Below are 15686 nucleotides of genomic sequence, written 5' to 3'. Positions count from 1 at the left end.
ACCTCTCCCGCAAGGGGAGAGGCCTAAATTCGCGGCTAGTTCGACCCGCCCGGCGAATCGTCGAGCGCCTTGAAGGCCTCTTCGAGCTGCGGTGACAGCGCGACGTTGAGCTTCTCGCCGGTCGGCAGCCGGGCGACGAACCATTTGTTGTAGAGCGGGACGATGTCGCGGTTCGAGGCCAGCCTGCGGAACGCGCGCTCGACCACGTCCTTCATCTGCGGCTCGCCCTTGCGGTACATGATGCCGTAGGGATCGTAGGACAGGTAGTCGCCGGTGACGCGGAATTTGTCCTGCGACTTGTGCCGCGCGATCAGGCCGTGGAGCAGGATGTCGTCGGTCGCGAACGCATCCGCCTTGCCGTCCACCAGCATCTGGTAGGACTGCTCGTGGTCGGGGGCGGTGACGATGTTGAGGCCGAGCTTTTGCTTGGCGTCGACATTGTGCATCGCCTGCTCGTTGGTGGTGCCCTTGGTCACCACCACCGTCTTGCCCTTCAGGTCGGCGACCTGGGTGACGCCGGAGGCCTTCGGCACCATCAGCTTGGTGCCGGCCACGAACATCAGCGGCGAGAATGCGACCTGCTTGCCGCGCTCGGCATTCGCCGTGGTCGATCCGCATTCAAGGTCGATCTTCTTGTCGACGACCGCCGGAATGCGGTCGTCGGAGGTGACCTTGACGTAGTCGACCTTGAGATTGGCGTCGTCGACCTCGGTCCCGATCTCCTCGACGATCGCATCGCACAGCTCGAGGCTGTAGCCGATCGGCCGGTTGGAGTGATCGAGGAACGAGAACGGCGGCGAGCTTTCGCGATAGCCGATCCGCACCGTGTGCGTGGCCTTGATGTTGGCGAGCGTGGGGCTGAGCCCCTCGCCCGCCGGCTGTGCGGACGCCGGTGCGGCGAGCAGGCTTGCCGCCAGCAGACACGCTGACAGCAGGCGTGTCGACAGGAGAGGCGCCTCAGCCCGTATCGGCCTCCAGCGGGCGCGGTGCATGCATGCCTCCCGTCAATGGCCGGCCATCACGGCGCCGGGCACCGCATCCTGCGGCACCGCGTCGTCGGGCCCGAGCTCGTGCTCGGGCTTCAACTCACCCTCCCACTTCGCGACCACGGCGGTCGCCAGCGAGTTGCCGATCACGTTGGTGGCGCTGCGGCCCATGTCGAGGAAGGTGTCGATGCCCATGATCATCAGCAGGCCCGCCTCGGGGATGTTGAACTGCGCCAGCGTCGAGGCGATCACCACCAGCGACGCGCGCGGCACGCCGGCGACGCCCTTGGAGGTGATCATCAGCGTCGCCAGCATCGCGAGCTGCGTGCCGAGCGACATCTCGATATGGTAGGTCTGCGCGATGAAGATGCTCGCGAAGGTGCAGTACATCATCGTGCCGTCGAGGTTGAAGGAATAGCCGAGCGGCAGCACGAAGGCCGAGATGCGCGAGGAGGCGCCGAACCTGTTCAGCCCCTCCAGCGTCTTCGGATAGGCCGCCTCCGACGAGGCGGTCGAGAACGCGATCATCAGCGGCTCGCGGATCAGCCGCAAGAGATGGCTGTAGCGCGGCCCGATCACGATGAACCCGACGACGACCAGGATGCCCCACAGGATCAGGAGCGAGAGATAGAAGCCGCCCATGAAGACGATGAGCTTCCAGAGCACGCCGAGGCCGTTCTTCGAGACGGTCGCCATGATCGCGGCCCACACCGCAAGCGGCGCGAACAGCATCACATAGCCGGTGACCTTGAGCATGATGTGCGCGAGGTCGTCGATCAGGCTCATGATCGGCTTGGCCCGTTCAGGCATCGCACCGAGCGCAACCGCGAAGAACACCGCGAACACGACGATCTGCAGAATCTCGTTCTGCGCCATCGCGTCCGCGATCGAGGTCGGGATCAGATGGGTGAGGAATTTTTCGATCGAGAACGCCGACACCGGCAGTCCGGTCGACTGCGCCTTGTCGGGCAGCGTGCCGGGGAAGTTGGCGCCGGGCTGCAGCAGGTTGACCATCACGAGGCCGAGCAGCAGCGAGACGAAGGAGGCGGAGACGAACCAGCCCATGGTCTTGGCAAAGATGCGGCCGAGCTTGGCGCCGCTTCCCATATGGGCGATGCCGCCGACGAGGGTCGCGAAAACCAGCGGCGCGATGATCATCTTGATCAGACGCAGGAACAGCATCGCGATCAGGTTGACGTCTGCTGCGATCTCGGCACGGCTGTCAGGAAAGTAGTTGAAGACAATCGTCCCCATCGCGATGCCAAGGACCATCGCAATCAGGATATACTGCGTAAACCTGCTGGACATTCTCTTACCCCCGTCAGTTCCCGGCGGAGGGCAAGTGTGGCAGATTTACGCAGCTACGCAACACGCTTCGCGTCCAGCGGGACTTTGCCGAAACGTTCCCGTTGTGGAATGCCAGCGCGCGGACTAGCGTTCATGCAGCGCACAATCTGTGCAAGGCGCTGCGCGCGTCGCGGTCAATTTGCATGCGAAACGACCAACGCCATGGGAAGGCAAAGCGAAGGCAAAGGGGGAGACACCGCCAATGAACGACACCGTCAATCGCCAGATCCTGCTTGTCGAAAAGCCGACCGGCAAGCTTGGCCCCGAGCATTTTCGTCTGACCACGGGGACGATCCCCACGCCGAAGGACGGCGAGGCGCTGGTGCGGACGCGCTACATCTCGCTCGATGCCGCCAACCGCGCCTGGATGCACGGCGCCACTTACCGCGCTGCGGTGGAAGCCAACACCGTGATGGCCGGCGGCAGCATCGCCGAGGTGATCTCGTCGAAGGATTCTAGCCTGAAGCCCGGCGACATCGTGTTCGGCGACACCGGCTGGCAGGATTATGCCGCCGTGCCCGCCAAGCACCTGGCAAAGATGCCGAAGCTCGAGCCGATGACGCATCTGCTCAGCGTCTACGGCGTTGCCGGCCTGACCGCCTATTTCGGCCTGCTCCACGTCGGCAAGCCCAGGGAAGGCGAGACCGTGGTGGTGTCGGCGGCCGCGGGCTCGGTCGGCTCGATCGTCGGCCAGATCGCTGGGATCAAGGGCTGCCGCGTCGTCGGCATCGCCGGCGGCAAGGACAAGTGCCATTGGCTGACCAGCGAGCTCGGCTTCGACGCCGCGGTCGACTACAAGGACGGCGCGACCTACAAGGCGCTGCGCGCGGCGGCGCCCAAGGGCATCGACGTCTATTTCGACAATGTCGGCGGCGACATTTTGGAAGCCTGCCTGGCGCAGATGAACAATCGCGGCCGCATCGCCTGCTGCGGCGCGATCTCGCAATATGACGGCGTCCCCTCCGCGCACGGCCCGCGCGGCGTGCCCGGCCTGATCGTGGTGAAGCGGCTGATCATGCAGGGCTTCATCGTGATGGACTACATGGACCAGCGCGACGCCGCACTCGCCGACCTGCAGTCCTGGGTCGCCTCGGGCAAGCTCAAGGTGCAGGAGGACGTGATCGACGGCCTCGAGAACACGCCGCAGGCGCTGATCGGGCTCTTGGCCGGCGAAAATCGCGGCAAGCGCATGGTGAAGGTGTAGGCGGGGAACATCTCCGAACCCGTCATCCCCGCGCAAATGCTTCGCCTTTGTCGCTGGAGGAGCGCGTAGCGCGTCTCGAAGGATGCACGGCCCGGCTGGTGGCCGTCGCCCCTTCGAGACGGCCGCTTCGCGGCCTCCTCAGGGTGACGGGGATGCAGCGCAATCTCTCCGCTCGTCGTCCCGGCGAAAGCCGGGACCCATAACCACAGGGTTGAGTCGTTAGAAAGCTGTGGCCCCAGCGTCGTGCAACAATGACCTTCGGTGGCTATGGGTCCCGGCTCCCGTGCGCAATTGCGCACTAGGCCGGGACGACATCGAGTATGTTGCGTCATCGAGAGTCATCCATTCACGGCCTCTCAGGGGCACGGTGATAGGTTTGAATGCGCAGACCTAATGCGCCGTGCCCGACGCCCGTGGAGCGGCTTGCGGCGCCGTCTTGCCTTTCTTCGCCTTGCGCCAGTTCTCAAAACTCTGCACCACGACGAAGAACGCCGGCACGAACAGCACGGCGAGGCAGGTCGAGGCGATCATGCCGGAGAACACGGTGATGCCGATCGACTTGCGGGCGTTTGCGCCGGCGCCGGTCGCGATCACCAGCGGCAGCACGCCGAGGATGAAGGCGAACGACGTCATCAGGATCGGCCGGAATCTCGCGCGTGCCGCGTCGATCGCCGCATCCAGCACCGATCGTCCGTCGCGCAGATGACGTTCCAGCGCGACCTCGACGATCAGGATCGCGTTCTTGGCCGACAGCGCGATCAGCAAGATGGTGCCGATCTGGGTGTAGAGGTTGTTCTCGATATTCAGGCTCAGCAGCACCAGCGTCGGGCCGAGCAGCGACAGCGGCACGGCGAGGATCACCGAGATCGGCGCGTACCAGCTCTCATATTGCCCGGCGAGCACGAGATAGACCAGCAGCAGCGCCAGCGCGAACACGTAGTAGATCTGACTGCCGACCTCCTTCTCCTGGTACGACATCGCCGTCCACTCAAAGCCCGACCCGGGCGGCAGCGTCTTGGCCGCGATCTCCTCCATCAGCGCCATCGACTGGCCGGACGAGTAACCCTGCGCCGGCAGCCCGATGATGGAGGCGGACGGATAGAGGTTGTAGAGGCTGATCAGCGACGGTCCGATCGAGGGCGTGATCTTGGCGACCGTGCCGAGCGGGATCATGTCGCCGTTGCTGTTGCGCACCATCATGTTCTCGATGTCGCGCAGGCTCAGGCGGTACTGTGCCTCGGCCTGGGTATAGACTTGGAAGGTGCGGCCGAACTTGGTGAACTGGTTGACGTAGCTGGCGCCGAGATAGGACGACAGCGCCGCGAAGATCTGGTCGGGGGTGACATGCAGGGTCTGCGTCTTGATGCGATCGACGTCGACGTCGAACTGCGGCACCATCGAGCGGAACGACGACTGGACCCGCTGCAGCGCGCTCTGGGTCTGTGCATTGGCCACGATCGCCCCCGTGACCGCCTGCAGCTTGCCGTAGTCGGCATTGCCGTCGCGCAGCTCGACCTGCATGGCAAAGCCGGCGGCGTTGCCGATGCCCTGGATCGGCGGCGGCGGGATCACCAGGATGCGCGCCTCCGGGATCACCGCGAGCTTGTCGTTGAGCCCGTAGACCAGCGAGCGCAGATCCTCGCCCGGCCCCCGCGCACTCCAGTCCTTCAGGATCAGATAGGCGACGCCGGCATTGGCGAGGCTCGAGGAATTGTCGAGCGCCGAGATGCCGGCGATGCTGACCACCTGGTCGACGCCCGGGGTCTTGCCGGCGATCCTGGTGACCTCGTCGAGCACGTGCTGGGTGCGGTCGAGGGCCGCGCCGTCGGGCAATTGCACCGCGGCGAGCAGATAGCCTTGGTCCTCGATCGGAATGAATCCGGTCGGCACCCGCGACAGGCCGTAGCCGGCAAGCCCGATGATGACAAGCGCAACGGCGACCGAGGTCTTGGCATGCCCGGCGATGCCGCTGACCAGCCGAGTGTAGCCGCGCTCGAGCCGGTCATAGACCGCGTTGAAGCCGCGATAGAAGAAATTGCGCTGCTCGGGCGGCGCGGGGGGACGCAGCCATAGCGCGCACTGTGTCGGCTTCAGCGTCGCGGCGTTGACGGCGCTGAGCAGCGCGGTGGCGGCGATCACCAGCGCGAATTGCGCGTACATTCGCCCGGTCAGCCCGGGCAGGAACGCCGCCGGCAGGAACACCGAGATCAAGACCAGCGTGATGCCGACGATCGGCGCGAACAATTCGTCCATCGCCTTGATCGCGGCGTCGTGGCCCGACATGCCGCGCTCGATATTGTGCGCCGCGCCCTCGACCACGACGATGGCGTCGTCGACCACGATGCCGATCGCCAGCACGATCGCAAACAGCGTCGACAAGTTGATGGTGAAGCCGAGCGCCGCCATGGCCGCGAACGCGCCGATGATCGTGACCGGCACGGTGGTTGCCGGCACCAGCATCGCCCGCCAGTCCTGCAGGAAGACCAGGATCACGACCAGCACCAGCAGGCCGGCCTCGAACAGGGTCTTGTAGACCTCCTCGATCGAGGCGTTGACGAATTTGGTGGTGTCGAACGGCGTGTCGTATTTGATGTCTTGCGGGAACTGCTTGGCGAGCTCCGCCATCTTCTTCTCGACGGCCTTCTCGACCTGCAAGGCATTGGCGCCCGGCGACTGGAACACGCCGATGCCGGTCGCGGGCTTCTGGTTCAGCGAGAAGATCTGGCTGTAGGTCTGCGCGCCGAGCTCGACCCAACCGACGTCGCGGACCCGGGTGACGTCGCCGACATTGCCTGTCTTGACGATGATGTCCTCGAACTGGCTCTTGTCGTCGAGCCGGCCGTTGACGTTCAGCGTGTACTGGAACGCCTGGCCCGCCGGCGTCGGCGGCGCGCCGACCTGGCCGGCGGTGACCTGCTGGCTCTGCTGCTGGATCGCCTGGATGACGTCCTGCGGCACCAGCCCGCGCACCTGCAGCTTGGTCGGATCGAGCCAGACCCGCATCGAATATTGCCCGGCGCCGAACACCGTGACGTTGCCGACACCCGGAAGGCGCGACAGCTCGTCCCGGATGTTGATGGTGGCGTAGTTCGACAGGAACAGGCTGTCATAGGTTTTGTTCGGCGAGGTCAGCGTCACGAACAGCAGGATCGAGGTCGACCGCTTCTGGACCGTGACGCCCTGGTTCTGCACCGAGGTCGGCAGCTGCGACAGCGCGCTGGAGACACGGTTCTGCACCAGCACCTGCGCGAAATTGAGATCGGTGCCGATCTTGAAGGTCACCGTCAGCGTATAGGTGCCGTCGGCGCCGCTGTAGGACTGCATGTACAGCATGTCCTCGACGCCGTTGACCTGCTGCTCGATCGGCAGCGCCACGGTGTCGACCACCGTCTTGGCCGAGGCGCCGGGATAGCGCGTCGTCACCTGTACCGTCGGCGGCACCACGTCGGGATATTGCGCGACCGCGAGATTGTACAGCGCCACGCCGCCGATCAGGATCATCAGGATCGCGATGACGTTGGAAAGGACCGGGCGCTCGATGAAGAATTTCGAGATCATGGCGCGTGCGTCCTATTTGGCGGCTGTCGGCGCCGCGTCGGCCTTCTGCACCTGCGGATCGACCTTCTGCCCGGGGATCGCGCGCAGCAATCCGGCAGTCACGATGCGGTCATCCGGCTTCAGGCCGCTCTCGATGACGCGCAGCCCCTCATCGAGCGGGCCGGTCGTCACCTTGCGCTGCTCGACCACATTCTCGGCATTGACGACCAGCACGTAGCGGCCGGCCTGGTCGCTGCCGATCGCGACGTCGGGCACCAGCAGCGCGTTGTCCTGCTTGTCGAACGGCACGCGAACGCGGACATAGAAGCCGGGCAGCAAAGTGCGGTCCGGATTTGGGAACACGCCGCGGACCGCGAGCGTGCCGGTCGACTGATTGAGGGTCGGCGAGATGTAATCAAGCTTGCCCTTGTGCGGAAAGCCGGTCTCGGTCTGCAGGCCGACCTCGACCGGCAACTGCCTGAGTTCGTTGACCGTCAGGCCACGACGGCGCGCTTCATCCCGCACGCGCTGCACGTCCTGTTCGTTGACGTTGAAGTTCACATAGATCGGATCGAGCTGCACGATGGTGGCAAGCTGCGTCGGCGACGCCGCGCCGACCAGCTCGCCGACCGAGACCAGGTGATTGCTGACGATGCCGTCGAACGGCGCGGCCACGTTGGTGTAGCCGTAGTTGACCGCCGCGATCCTGGTGTTGACCTGGGCCTGCTGCAGGCTGGCCTGGGCGTTGTCCCGGGTGGACGTCGAGGTATCAAGGGTCGCCTGCGAGACCGCCTGCCGCTGCACCAGATCGGTCTGCCGCTTGAAGTCGAGCTCGGCCTGCTTCAGCGTCGCCTGCGCGCCGACCTCTGCGGCCTGCGCCTGTTCCAGCTTCAGCTTGTAGGTCTCCGGCTCGATCGTGAACAGCGTGGTCCCCGCCTTCACGAAGGAGCCGTCCTGATAGTTGATCGCCTGCAGGAAGCCCTGCACGCGCGCGACCAGATCGACGGTCTGGATCGGCGCGGTGTTTCCGGTGGCGTCCAGATAACGCGTGACGGCGCGCTGCACCGGAGGCGCAACCTCGACCTTGGGCGGCGGCGGCGCAACAAAACTGTTTTGCTCGCAGGCACTTAAACTGACGAAGGCCGATACGACGAACGCGATGCGCGCAAGCGGTGCATTTCGCAGCCGCACAAAACTGCTCCGACCGAAATGTGCCGACGCGCGCGCATGCCTCATGTCCGAGCCTCGATTCAAATGACTAAATTTAAAGATCTCGTGACGGGCAAAAAATCCGCCTGCTTCATCCATAGCAACAATCCGCTTGCAGCGGAACTCGAAAGCGAAAATGATGCCGCTCGCCGAGGTTGCTACAACAAGACTTTTTCAGAACTCAGTTCAGTTGAGCCGGAGACATCCGGCGCGACCAGAGGATTAATTCAGATGATCAATGCGTTGACACGAGCAACGAAGCTGTCCGCATGTCTTGCGCTTGCAGCATTCATGAGCACCGCACCGGCCTTGACGCAGGCGCCGACCCAGGCGCAGCGCGACGCCATCAAGTCGCAATGCCGCAACGACTACATCGCCCATTGCTCAAGCGTACCGCCGGGCGGCGAAGCCTCACTGCAATGCCTGCAGAAGAACATGGCAAGCCTCGGCGCGGGCTGCGCCAGCGCGGTGAAGGCCGTCGAAGCGCCGGCCGCCGCACCGAAGGCAGACTCCGCGCCCGCGGCGGCCAAGACCGAAGCTGCACCCGCGGCAGCGGCCAAGCCCGCCACCGAAGCCGCCGCACCGAAGGCGGCCGGGACGCCGTCCAACACGCAGATCTCCGCGATCCGCAGCGCATGCCGCTCCGATTATCCCAAGGTTTGCGCGGGCGTGCCGACCGGCGGCGCGGCGGCGCTGCAGTGTCTCGAAAAGAACAAGGGCAAGCTTTCGCCGGCCTGCGAGAAGGCCGTCGCCGCCGCTGGTGGCGGCGCCGCCGCGCCGGCCGCCGGCGCTGCAGCGACGACAGCACCAGCCGCGGCGCCGGCCGTGATCGCGTTGCGGCCGCTGCGACCGCGCGAAGAGCTGTTCGTGCTGCGCTCGGCCTGCGGCGCCGACGTCCGCTCGATCTGTGGCGGCGTCCAGCCGGGCGGCGGGCGGATCGTGCAGTGCCTTGCGACCAATGCCGGCTCGCTGTCGCCGGCGTGCCGCGATGTGTTGGCGCCGTTCGCAGCGCGGTAATCCTGTTGTCACGCTAGAGACCGGAGAAGGGAGCAAACAATGCTGCGTATCGTCCTGACCGCCGCGCTGCTTTGCGGCGCAACCGCTGTCTACGCGCAGGAACTGACCACCGCGCAACGCGACGCCTGCATGGGCGACTACGAGAAGTTCTGCAAAAGCGTGACGCCCGGTGGCGGCCGCATCATCGCCTGTCTCGCCAAGCAGAGCGACAAGCTGGCGCCCGCCTGCAAGAAGGTGCTGGCGGAAGCGGAAAAGAAATAGCCGCGCCGGCGGTGAGACGAGAGGTGCCCGGCGATTTGCCGGGCACGGAACCGCAGCACCTTGTTGCCACCTGCAGGCCAACCATGCCTCACCCGGGAGAGGGAATTTTCATGCGTTCAATATTGCTGATCGCCGCGGCCCTGCTGTCCTTTGCCGCGACGATGACCTTTGAGTCCTCCGACGCCAATGCGGTCGTTTGCGCGCGCGGCGTCTACCGCGCCGGCTGCGCCGGTCCCAACGGCGCGGTCGTCGCCCGCAAACCCGTCGCCGCCGGCTGCCGCTGGGTATGGGTCGACGGGGTCAAGGCCCGCCGCTGCTACTGAACCCTTCGGCCCCACGCGGCTAGTCGCCGCACGCATTTTCCCTCTGGCGTTCCCGCCGGAGGGCGATTAGTCTGGACACAAATTGTAAGTATACTGTCAATCTGGGAGGCAGACGTTGCGGATCGCCGTGATCGGCGGAGGGCCCGGCGGGCTCTATTTCGCCTATCTGTGGAAGAAGCGTCATCCCGACGCCGAGATCGACCTGTTCGAGCAGAACGCGGCCGGCGCCACCTGGGGCTTCGGCGTGGTGTTCTCCGAACAGGCGCTGGACTTCCTGCGCGCCGACGACCCTGAGACGGTCGACGCCATCGCCCCGCTTATGGAGAGCTGGAAGAACATCACCCTCAATCTGCGCGGCGAGAGCGTCGAGATCGACGGCGTCGGGTTCTCCTCGATCGGCCGGCTGGCGCTGCTGACGATCCTGCAGGAGCGGGTCCGCAGCACGGGCGTCACGCCACGCTTCGACACCGTGGTGCAATCGGTCGACCAGCTCAGGGGTTACGACCTGATCGTTGCCGCCGACGGGCTGAACTCGATGGTTCGCCGCGGCTATGAGTCCGCCTTCGGCGCCTCGGTCTCGCATTCCACCAACAAATTCGCCTGGTACGGCACCACCAAGACCTTCGCGACGCTGTCGCAGACCTTCGTGGGGACCGAGCGCGGCAGCTTCAACGCCCATCACTATCGCTATGCGAAGGACATGAGCACCTTCCTGGTCGAATGCGACGCGGCGACCTGGGCGGCCTACGGCTTCGCCGACAAGAGCATCGAAGAGTCGCAGGCGATCTGCGAAGATATATTCGCCGCGGCGCTGGACGGCCACCGGCTGATCTCGAACAAATCGGTGTGGCGCAATTTCCCGTGGATCTGGAACGAGCGCTGGTCGCACGGCAACATGGTGCTGATCGGCGATGCGCTGCATTCGGCGCATTTCTCGATCGGCTCGGGCACGCGGCTCGCGATCGAGGATGCGATTGCGCTGACCAAGGCGCTGGAGACCGAGAGCGGCATTGGCGCCGCGCTTGCCCGCTACGAGAGCGAGCGCAAGCCCATCGTGAAGAAGCTCGTCACCGCGGCGCGGACCAGCGCCGACTGGTACGAGCATTTCCCCGCGCACATGACGCTCGACCTGATGGATTTCGCCTACAGCTACATCACCCGCTCCGGCCGGATCGACGAAGCGCGGCTGCGCGCGATGTCGCCCGCCTTCATGGCCCGCTACGCAGGCGCAAAGGGACAATCATGACTGGGATCGCCGACCAGGTTCCGCTGGACAATCCCGGTGCGCGCGAGATCGGCTTTACGATCCCCGAGCGCTACAATGCGAGCCGCATCCTGTTCGACAATCTCGGCAACGGGAATGCCGAGCGCCTGGCGCTGACCGGCCCGGCAGGCTCGCGGACCTATCGCGAGCTCTGCACTGAGGCCGCACGCTGGGGCCACGCCTTCCGGTCGCTCGGACTGCAGCGCGGCGACCGCGTGCTGCTGTTCCTCGACGACACCCCGGCCTATCCCGCGGCATTCTTCGGCGCGGTGCGCGCCGGCTACGTGCCGCTCTTGATCAACACGCTGACGACGCCCGAGCTGCTGCAATTCTACCTGTCCGACGCCGGCGCGCAGGTCGCCGTCACCGATGCGGAATTCTGTGGGCGCTTCAACGCGGAAGCCTGCAAGGACACGCCGCTGCGTACGCTGGTGGTGGTCAACGGCGCCGCCGGTGATCACGCGGCTGCCGAAACGCGCGAGGCCGCTGATTGGCTGCAAGCGTTTCCGACCGAGCTCGACGCGGCCGACACGCACCGCAACGAGATGGCATTCTGGATGTATTCGTCGGGCTCGACCGGCCGTCCCAAGGGCATCGTGCATCTGCAGCACGACATGGCCTATAGCGAGCGCGCCTTTGCCCGCAATGTGCTGAAGCTTTCGCCCGGCGACATCTGCTTCTCGGTGCCGAAGATCTTCTTCGCCTACGGTTTCGGCAACTCGATCACGTTTCCATTTTCCGTCGGCGCCGCGACGCTGCTGCTGCCGGGCCAGCCGAAACCGGCCGCGATCTTCGCGGCGATCGGGCAATATCGCCCGACCGTGTTCTTCGGCCTGCCGACGCTCTACATCTCCCTGACCAAGGCTGAAGGTGCCGACACCGCCGATTTCTCCTCGCTGCGGATGGCGGTCTCGGCCGCCGAAGTGCTGTCAGCCGACGTCTTCAACGGCTGGAAGCGGCTCACCGGGCTCGAGATCATCGAAGGCCTCGGCTCGACCGAAGTGCTGCACGTCTATCTCAGCAACCGCGCGGAACAAAAGAAGCTCGGCGCCGCCGGCCTGCGCGTGCCCGGCTACGAGATCATGCTGCGCGACAGCGATGACCGCGAGGTCGGCGACAGTGAGGAAGGCATCCTGTGGGTGCGCGGCGATTCCGCGACCCCGCTGTACTGGAACCGGCCGGACAAGACCGCCGAGACCGTGCGCGAGGACGGCTGGATCTACACCGGCGACCGCTTCATGCGCGACAGCGACGGCTTCCACTTCTTCCGCGGCCGCGCCGACGATCTGATCAAGATCTCCGGCCAGTGGGTCTATCCGCTGGAGGTCGAGCTCTGCCTCGCCGATCACCCCGACGTCCGCGAATGCGCCGTCTACGCCGCCGAATTGCCGGACCGGCGCATGACGCTGCGCGCCGTGGTTGTCATGAACAAGGCCGGCTTCGACACAGCCGAAGCGACGCGGCGGCTGCAGGACTACGTCAAGACAAGGCTGTTGCCGTACAAATATCCGCGCGAGGTCAAATTCATCGACGAGCTGCCGAAGACCGGCACCGGCAAGATCGACCGGCAGGCGGTGATGCGGATGTAGGGCGTTGGTTGATGGACGCGGCCACCGCAAATTCAATGTCGTCCCGGCGAAAGCCGGGACCCATAACCACAAATGCTTGTGGCGCGAGAGCTGGAGCCCCAGCCTGCCACAACAACAGCCATCGGTGGTTATGGGTCCCGGATCGCGCTTCGCTGTGCTCGCTTGCCCGGGACGACGAGCATTAGCTGCCCGCCATCCAGCCACACATTCGATGTCGTCCCGGCGAAGGCCGGGACCCATAACCACAAATATTTGCGGCGCGACGGCTGGAGCCCCGGCTCGCCATAACAACGGCCTTCGGTGGCTATGGGTCCCGGATCGCGCTTCGCTTGTCCGGGACGACGAGCATTAGCTGCCCCGCCATCCCGCCACACATTCGATGTCGTCCCGGCGAAGGCCGGGACCCATAACCATAAATATTTGTGGCGCGACGGCTGGAGCCCCAGCCTGCCATCACAACAGCTTTCGGTGGTTATGGGTCCCGGATCGCGCTCGCTACGCTCGCTTGTCGGGACGACGAGTAATTAGCTGCCCAGCCCCGTCCCGCCATACAGCCAGGCGATGTCATCGCACCACTCGACCTGCGACTTCGCGCTCATGATCGCGTTGCGGATGCGGGCGTGCTCGCCTGAGGGATGGTAGACGTGTTCGCCGATCGCGCGTGACATCAGTTGCACGCGCGCGGTGCGCGGGAAGCGCTGCGCGCTGTAGGCTTCGAGCGCCGCTGCCTGGTCATTGTGACTGGCCAGCATGTGCGACAGGCAGACCGCGTCCTCCATGGCCTGGCAGGCACCCTGCGCGAAATATTGCAGCATCGGATGCGCGGCGTCGCCGAGCAGCACCACGCGGCCGTCGATCCACTGCTCGTTCGGATCGCGGTCGCACAACACCCAGAGCTTCCAGTTGGTGCCGTGGCGGATGATGTTCTGCGCCCGTTCATGGACGTGGGTAAAACCCTTCATCACCTCGGCTTCGGAAACCGGCTTGCCGGCGACCGGCTCCGGCGCATTGTTGTGATAGGTGACGACGAGGTTGAACACTTTCCAGCCCGACAGCGGATAATGCACGATGTGGCATTTCGGGCCGGCCCACAGCGTGGCCGCGTTCCAGCGCAGGTCTTCCGGCATCTGCTCGGTCGGGATCACGGAGCGATAGGTGGTGTGGCCGGAGACGCGCGGCGGGCCGTCCGCCGTGACCTGCTTGCGGATGTTCGACCACAAGCCATCGGCGCCGATCAGGAGACGGCCGCCGATGCGCTCCCCACTCGCGAGCGTAGCGGTCACCGACGAACCATCCTGCTCGTAGCCTGTCACCTCGCTGGACACGCGCAGTTCGATCAGCTCGTGATTCTGGCAGGCGCGCAGGAACACACCGTGCAGATCGCCGCGATGCACCACGGCATAGGGATTGCCGAACCGCGCGCGAAAGGCATCGCCGAGATCGATATGGGTGATCTCGTCGGCGGTCAGCGCATCCATCAGCCTGAGCTGATCGATATAGACGGCCATGTTGCGCGCGGCCTCGCCGACGCCGAGATAGTCGAAGGCGTGGAACGCGTTCGGGCCGAGCTGGATGCCGGCGCCGATCTCGCCGAGCGCGACAGCCTTCTCCAGCAGGATCGAGCGGATGCCTTTTTGCGCGAGGCCCAGCGCCACGGCGAGGCCGCCGATGCCGCCACCCGCGATCAGGACAGGTCTCGTCTCCGCCATCAGCCCGACCTCCCGAGATGTTCGAGCGCATCCTCGGCGCGCAGCGGCACCCGCGACGCCTCGTTGTTGAGGTCGACGAGCTGGGTCAACAGCGCCAGCAGCGTCTTGCGGTCGGCCGGCTTCAGTGGCTGCAGCATCCGCGCCTGCGCCTTGTCGACCGAGGGCATGATGTCGCTCAGCACCGCCGCGCCGGCCTTGGTAAGATAGAGCAGCTTGACCCGCTTGTCCTCGGGCGCCGGCTTGCGCACGATGAACTCCTTGGCCTGCAGCCGTTCGATCACATTGCCGAGCGTGGAGCGGTCGAACGCGATCACCGCCGAGAGTCTTGTGGCGTCGATGCCGGGATGGGTCGAGATCGTGACCAGCGCGGCGTATTGCACCGGCGTCAGGTCGAACGCCTTGCACTCCTCGATGAACAGCGCGACCGCGATCTGCTGCATCCGCCGGAACAGGTAGCCGGGCGCGGTGTAGACCGCGTCCATCGTGACGGGCGCTGGTTTGTTATTCGGCATCGGGTTGTTTGTCCGGGGCGGCGTCGGCAAACGCCTTGATTTGCTTTGCCGCGGCCTCGGCCTTGAGCAGGCGCGGATAGGCCGAGACGTCGACACCGAAGCGCCGCGCATTGGCGAGCTGCGGCACCAGGCAGAGATCGGCCAGTGTCGGCGCATCGCCAAAGCAGAACGGGCCGGACTCCGCCGCGATCAGGGTCTCGCAGGCCGACAGTCCCTCGCGATTGGCCCAGGCCGCCCATTCCGTCACCTGCTCCTCGGGCAGGCCGAGCTGACGCAGCCGCGCCAGCACCTTCAAATTTTGCACCGGATGCGTATCGCAGGCGATCGCCTGCGCAAACGCCCGCACCTTGGCGCGCCGCAGCGGATCTTTCGGCAAGAGCGGCGGGTTGGGATTGGTCTCGTCGAGCCATTCGATGATCGCGAGCGACTGGGTGAGGATCGCGCCGGCGTCGCTCTCCAGCGTCGGTACCAGCCCCTGCGGATTGATCGCGAGATAGGCCGGCGCGCACTGCTCGCCCTTGCGCAGATGATGCGGCAGATGCTCTGAGGTGAGCCCCTTCAGGTTGAGGGCGATCCGGACCCGGTAGGACGCGCTGCTCCGGAAATAGCCATGCAGCTTCATCGGAACCTCCCTTGCATTATTCTGGTTTGGCGCGCTTTCTTTGCGCGAACCGGTATCCACTTCGCTCGAAAACGCCATGGCTTGCTTCATTGACGCTAGCCATATT

13 protein-coding genes are annotated in these 15686 nt (G+C 65.3%); 6 read left to right on the top strand and 7 right to left on the bottom strand.

Going from position 1 to position 15686, the window contains the following annotated elements:
• Positions 1 to 35 precede the first annotated feature (35 nt).
• Together ACVMIH_RS30065 and ACVMIH_RS30060 are read right to left on the bottom strand one after the other, a co-directional pair.
• On the bottom strand, positions 36 to 992 hold the full coding sequence (locus tag ACVMIH_RS30065; RefSeq protein WP_057020130.1) for an amino acid ABC transporter substrate-binding protein: 957 nt from the start codon (positions 990 to 992) through the stop codon (positions 36 to 38).
• A 12-nt stretch (positions 993 to 1004) separates the two neighbouring features.
• Positions 1005 to 2294: a dicarboxylate/amino acid:cation symporter gene (locus ACVMIH_RS30060; RefSeq protein WP_057020131.1), complete on the bottom strand. Its 1290-nt coding sequence runs from the start codon at positions 2292 to 2294 to the stop codon at positions 1005 to 1007.
• Between the two features lie 241 nt (positions 2295 to 2535).
• Here ACVMIH_RS30060 and ACVMIH_RS30055 point away from each other — a divergent pair, with 241 nt between their 5' ends.
• Positions 2536 to 3537, top strand: a complete 1002-nt coding sequence (locus tag ACVMIH_RS30055; RefSeq protein WP_057020132.1) for an NADP-dependent oxidoreductase — start codon at positions 2536 to 2538, stop codon at positions 3535 to 3537.
• 390 nt (positions 3538 to 3927) lie between these two features.
• Here the strand turns inward: ACVMIH_RS30055 and ACVMIH_RS30050 are convergent, their stop codons facing one another.
• On the bottom strand, positions 3928 to 7095 hold the full coding sequence (locus ACVMIH_RS30050) for an efflux RND transporter permease subunit (protein WP_456864380.1): 3168 nt from the start codon (positions 7093 to 7095) through the stop codon (positions 3928 to 3930).
• 12 nt (positions 7096 to 7107) lie between these two features.
• Positions 7108 to 8265, bottom strand: coding sequence for an efflux RND transporter periplasmic adaptor subunit (locus ACVMIH_RS30045; RefSeq protein ID WP_456864378.1), 1158 nt, complete (start codon positions 8263 to 8265; stop codon positions 7108 to 7110).
• A 249-nt stretch (positions 8266 to 8514) separates the two neighbouring features.
• Here ACVMIH_RS30045 and ACVMIH_RS30040 point away from each other — a divergent pair, with 249 nt between their 5' ends.
• The 5 genes from ACVMIH_RS30040 to ACVMIH_RS30020 all read left to right on the top strand — a co-directional run bounded on the left by ACVMIH_RS30040 (position 8515) and on the right by ACVMIH_RS30020 (position 12737).
• Positions 8515 to 9300, top strand: coding sequence for a cysteine rich repeat-containing protein (locus ACVMIH_RS30040; RefSeq protein ID WP_456864376.1), 786 nt, complete (start codon positions 8515 to 8517; stop codon positions 9298 to 9300).
• A gap of 39 nt (positions 9301 to 9339) precedes the next feature.
• Positions 9340 to 9561 (top strand): cysteine rich repeat-containing protein, encoded by a 222-nt coding sequence (locus tag ACVMIH_RS30035; protein WP_028336261.1) that lies wholly within the window; start codon positions 9340 to 9342, stop codon positions 9559 to 9561.
• 110 nt (positions 9562 to 9671) lie between these two features.
• The gene (locus ACVMIH_RS30030; protein ID WP_253588206.1) at positions 9672 to 9884 is read left to right on the top strand and encodes a hypothetical protein; all 213 of its coding nucleotides are present in this window, start codon (positions 9672 to 9674) and stop codon (positions 9882 to 9884) included.
• Between the two features lie 115 nt (positions 9885 to 9999).
• Positions 10000 to 11130: an FAD-dependent monooxygenase gene (locus ACVMIH_RS30025; protein WP_456783261.1), complete on the top strand. Its 1131-nt coding sequence runs from the start codon at positions 10000 to 10002 to the stop codon at positions 11128 to 11130.
• Complete coding sequence (locus tag ACVMIH_RS30020) at positions 11127 to 12737, top strand: benzoate-CoA ligase family protein (protein WP_456864374.1); 1611 nt, start codon at positions 11127 to 11129, stop codon at positions 12735 to 12737. Before ACVMIH_RS30025 ends, ACVMIH_RS30020 begins: the two co-directional genes overlap by 4 nt.
• Before the next feature lie 524 nt (positions 12738 to 13261).
• On the opposite strand, the gene ACVMIH_RS30015 is transcribed toward ACVMIH_RS30020, so the two are convergent.
• The 3 genes from ACVMIH_RS30015 to maiA are packed head-to-tail and all read right to left on the bottom strand — an operon-like array spanning position 13262 to position 15580.
• On the bottom strand, positions 13262 to 14446 hold the full coding sequence (locus ACVMIH_RS30015; RefSeq protein WP_456783259.1) for a 3-hydroxybenzoate 6-monooxygenase: 1185 nt from the start codon (positions 14444 to 14446) through the stop codon (positions 13262 to 13264).
• A complete protein-coding gene (locus tag ACVMIH_RS30010) occupies positions 14446 to 14958 on the bottom strand; it encodes a MarR family winged helix-turn-helix transcriptional regulator (protein WP_092083193.1) in 513 nt (170 codons plus the stop codon). Before ACVMIH_RS30010 ends, ACVMIH_RS30015 begins: the two co-directional genes overlap by 1 nt.
• The gene (maiA, locus tag ACVMIH_RS30005; protein ID WP_076832895.1) at positions 14948 to 15580 is read right to left on the bottom strand and encodes a maleylacetoacetate isomerase; all 633 of its coding nucleotides are present in this window, start codon (positions 15578 to 15580) and stop codon (positions 14948 to 14950) included. Before maiA ends, ACVMIH_RS30010 begins: the two co-directional genes overlap by 11 nt.
• Positions 15581 to 15686 lie beyond the last annotated feature (106 nt).

This window comes from Bradyrhizobium sp. USDA 4503, assembly GCF_054055815.1.
The sequence above is the reverse complement of the archived record's forward strand: the minus strand, read 5'-3'. Positions and strand labels throughout refer to the sequence as shown.

Coding starts and splice junctions, on each gene's coding strand:
- ACVMIH_RS30035 (WP_028336261.1), top strand. CDS start 9,340: ATGCTGCGTATCGTCCTGACCGCCGCGCTGCTTTGCGGCGCAACCGCT.
- ACVMIH_RS30040 (WP_456864376.1), top strand. CDS start 8,515: ATGATCAATGCGTTGACACGAGCAACGAAGCTGTCCGCATGTCTTGCG.
- ACVMIH_RS30065 (WP_057020130.1), bottom strand. CDS start 992: ATGCACCGCGCCCGCTGGAGGCCGATACGGGCTGAGGCGCCTCTCCTG.
- ACVMIH_RS30060 (WP_057020131.1), bottom strand. CDS start 2,294: ATGTCCAGCAGGTTTACGCAGTATATCCTGATTGCGATGGTCCTTGGC.
- maiA (WP_076832895.1), bottom strand. CDS start 15,580: ATGAAGCTGCATGGCTATTTCCGGAGCAGCGCGTCCTACCGGGTCCGG.
- ACVMIH_RS30055 (WP_057020132.1), top strand. CDS start 2,536: ATGAACGACACCGTCAATCGCCAGATCCTGCTTGTCGAAAAGCCGACC.
- ACVMIH_RS30050 (WP_456864380.1), bottom strand. CDS start 7,095: ATGATCTCGAAATTCTTCATCGAGCGCCCGGTCCTTTCCAACGTCATC.
- ACVMIH_RS30020 (WP_456864374.1), top strand. CDS start 11,127: ATGACTGGGATCGCCGACCAGGTTCCGCTGGACAATCCCGGTGCGCGC.
- ACVMIH_RS30030 (WP_253588206.1), top strand. CDS start 9,672: ATGCGTTCAATATTGCTGATCGCCGCGGCCCTGCTGTCCTTTGCCGCG.
- ACVMIH_RS30015 (WP_456783259.1), bottom strand. CDS start 14,446: ATGGCGGAGACGAGACCTGTCCTGATCGCGGGTGGCGGCATCGGCGGC.
- ACVMIH_RS30010 (WP_092083193.1), bottom strand. CDS start 14,958: ATGCCGAATAACAAACCAGCGCCCGTCACGATGGACGCGGTCTACACC.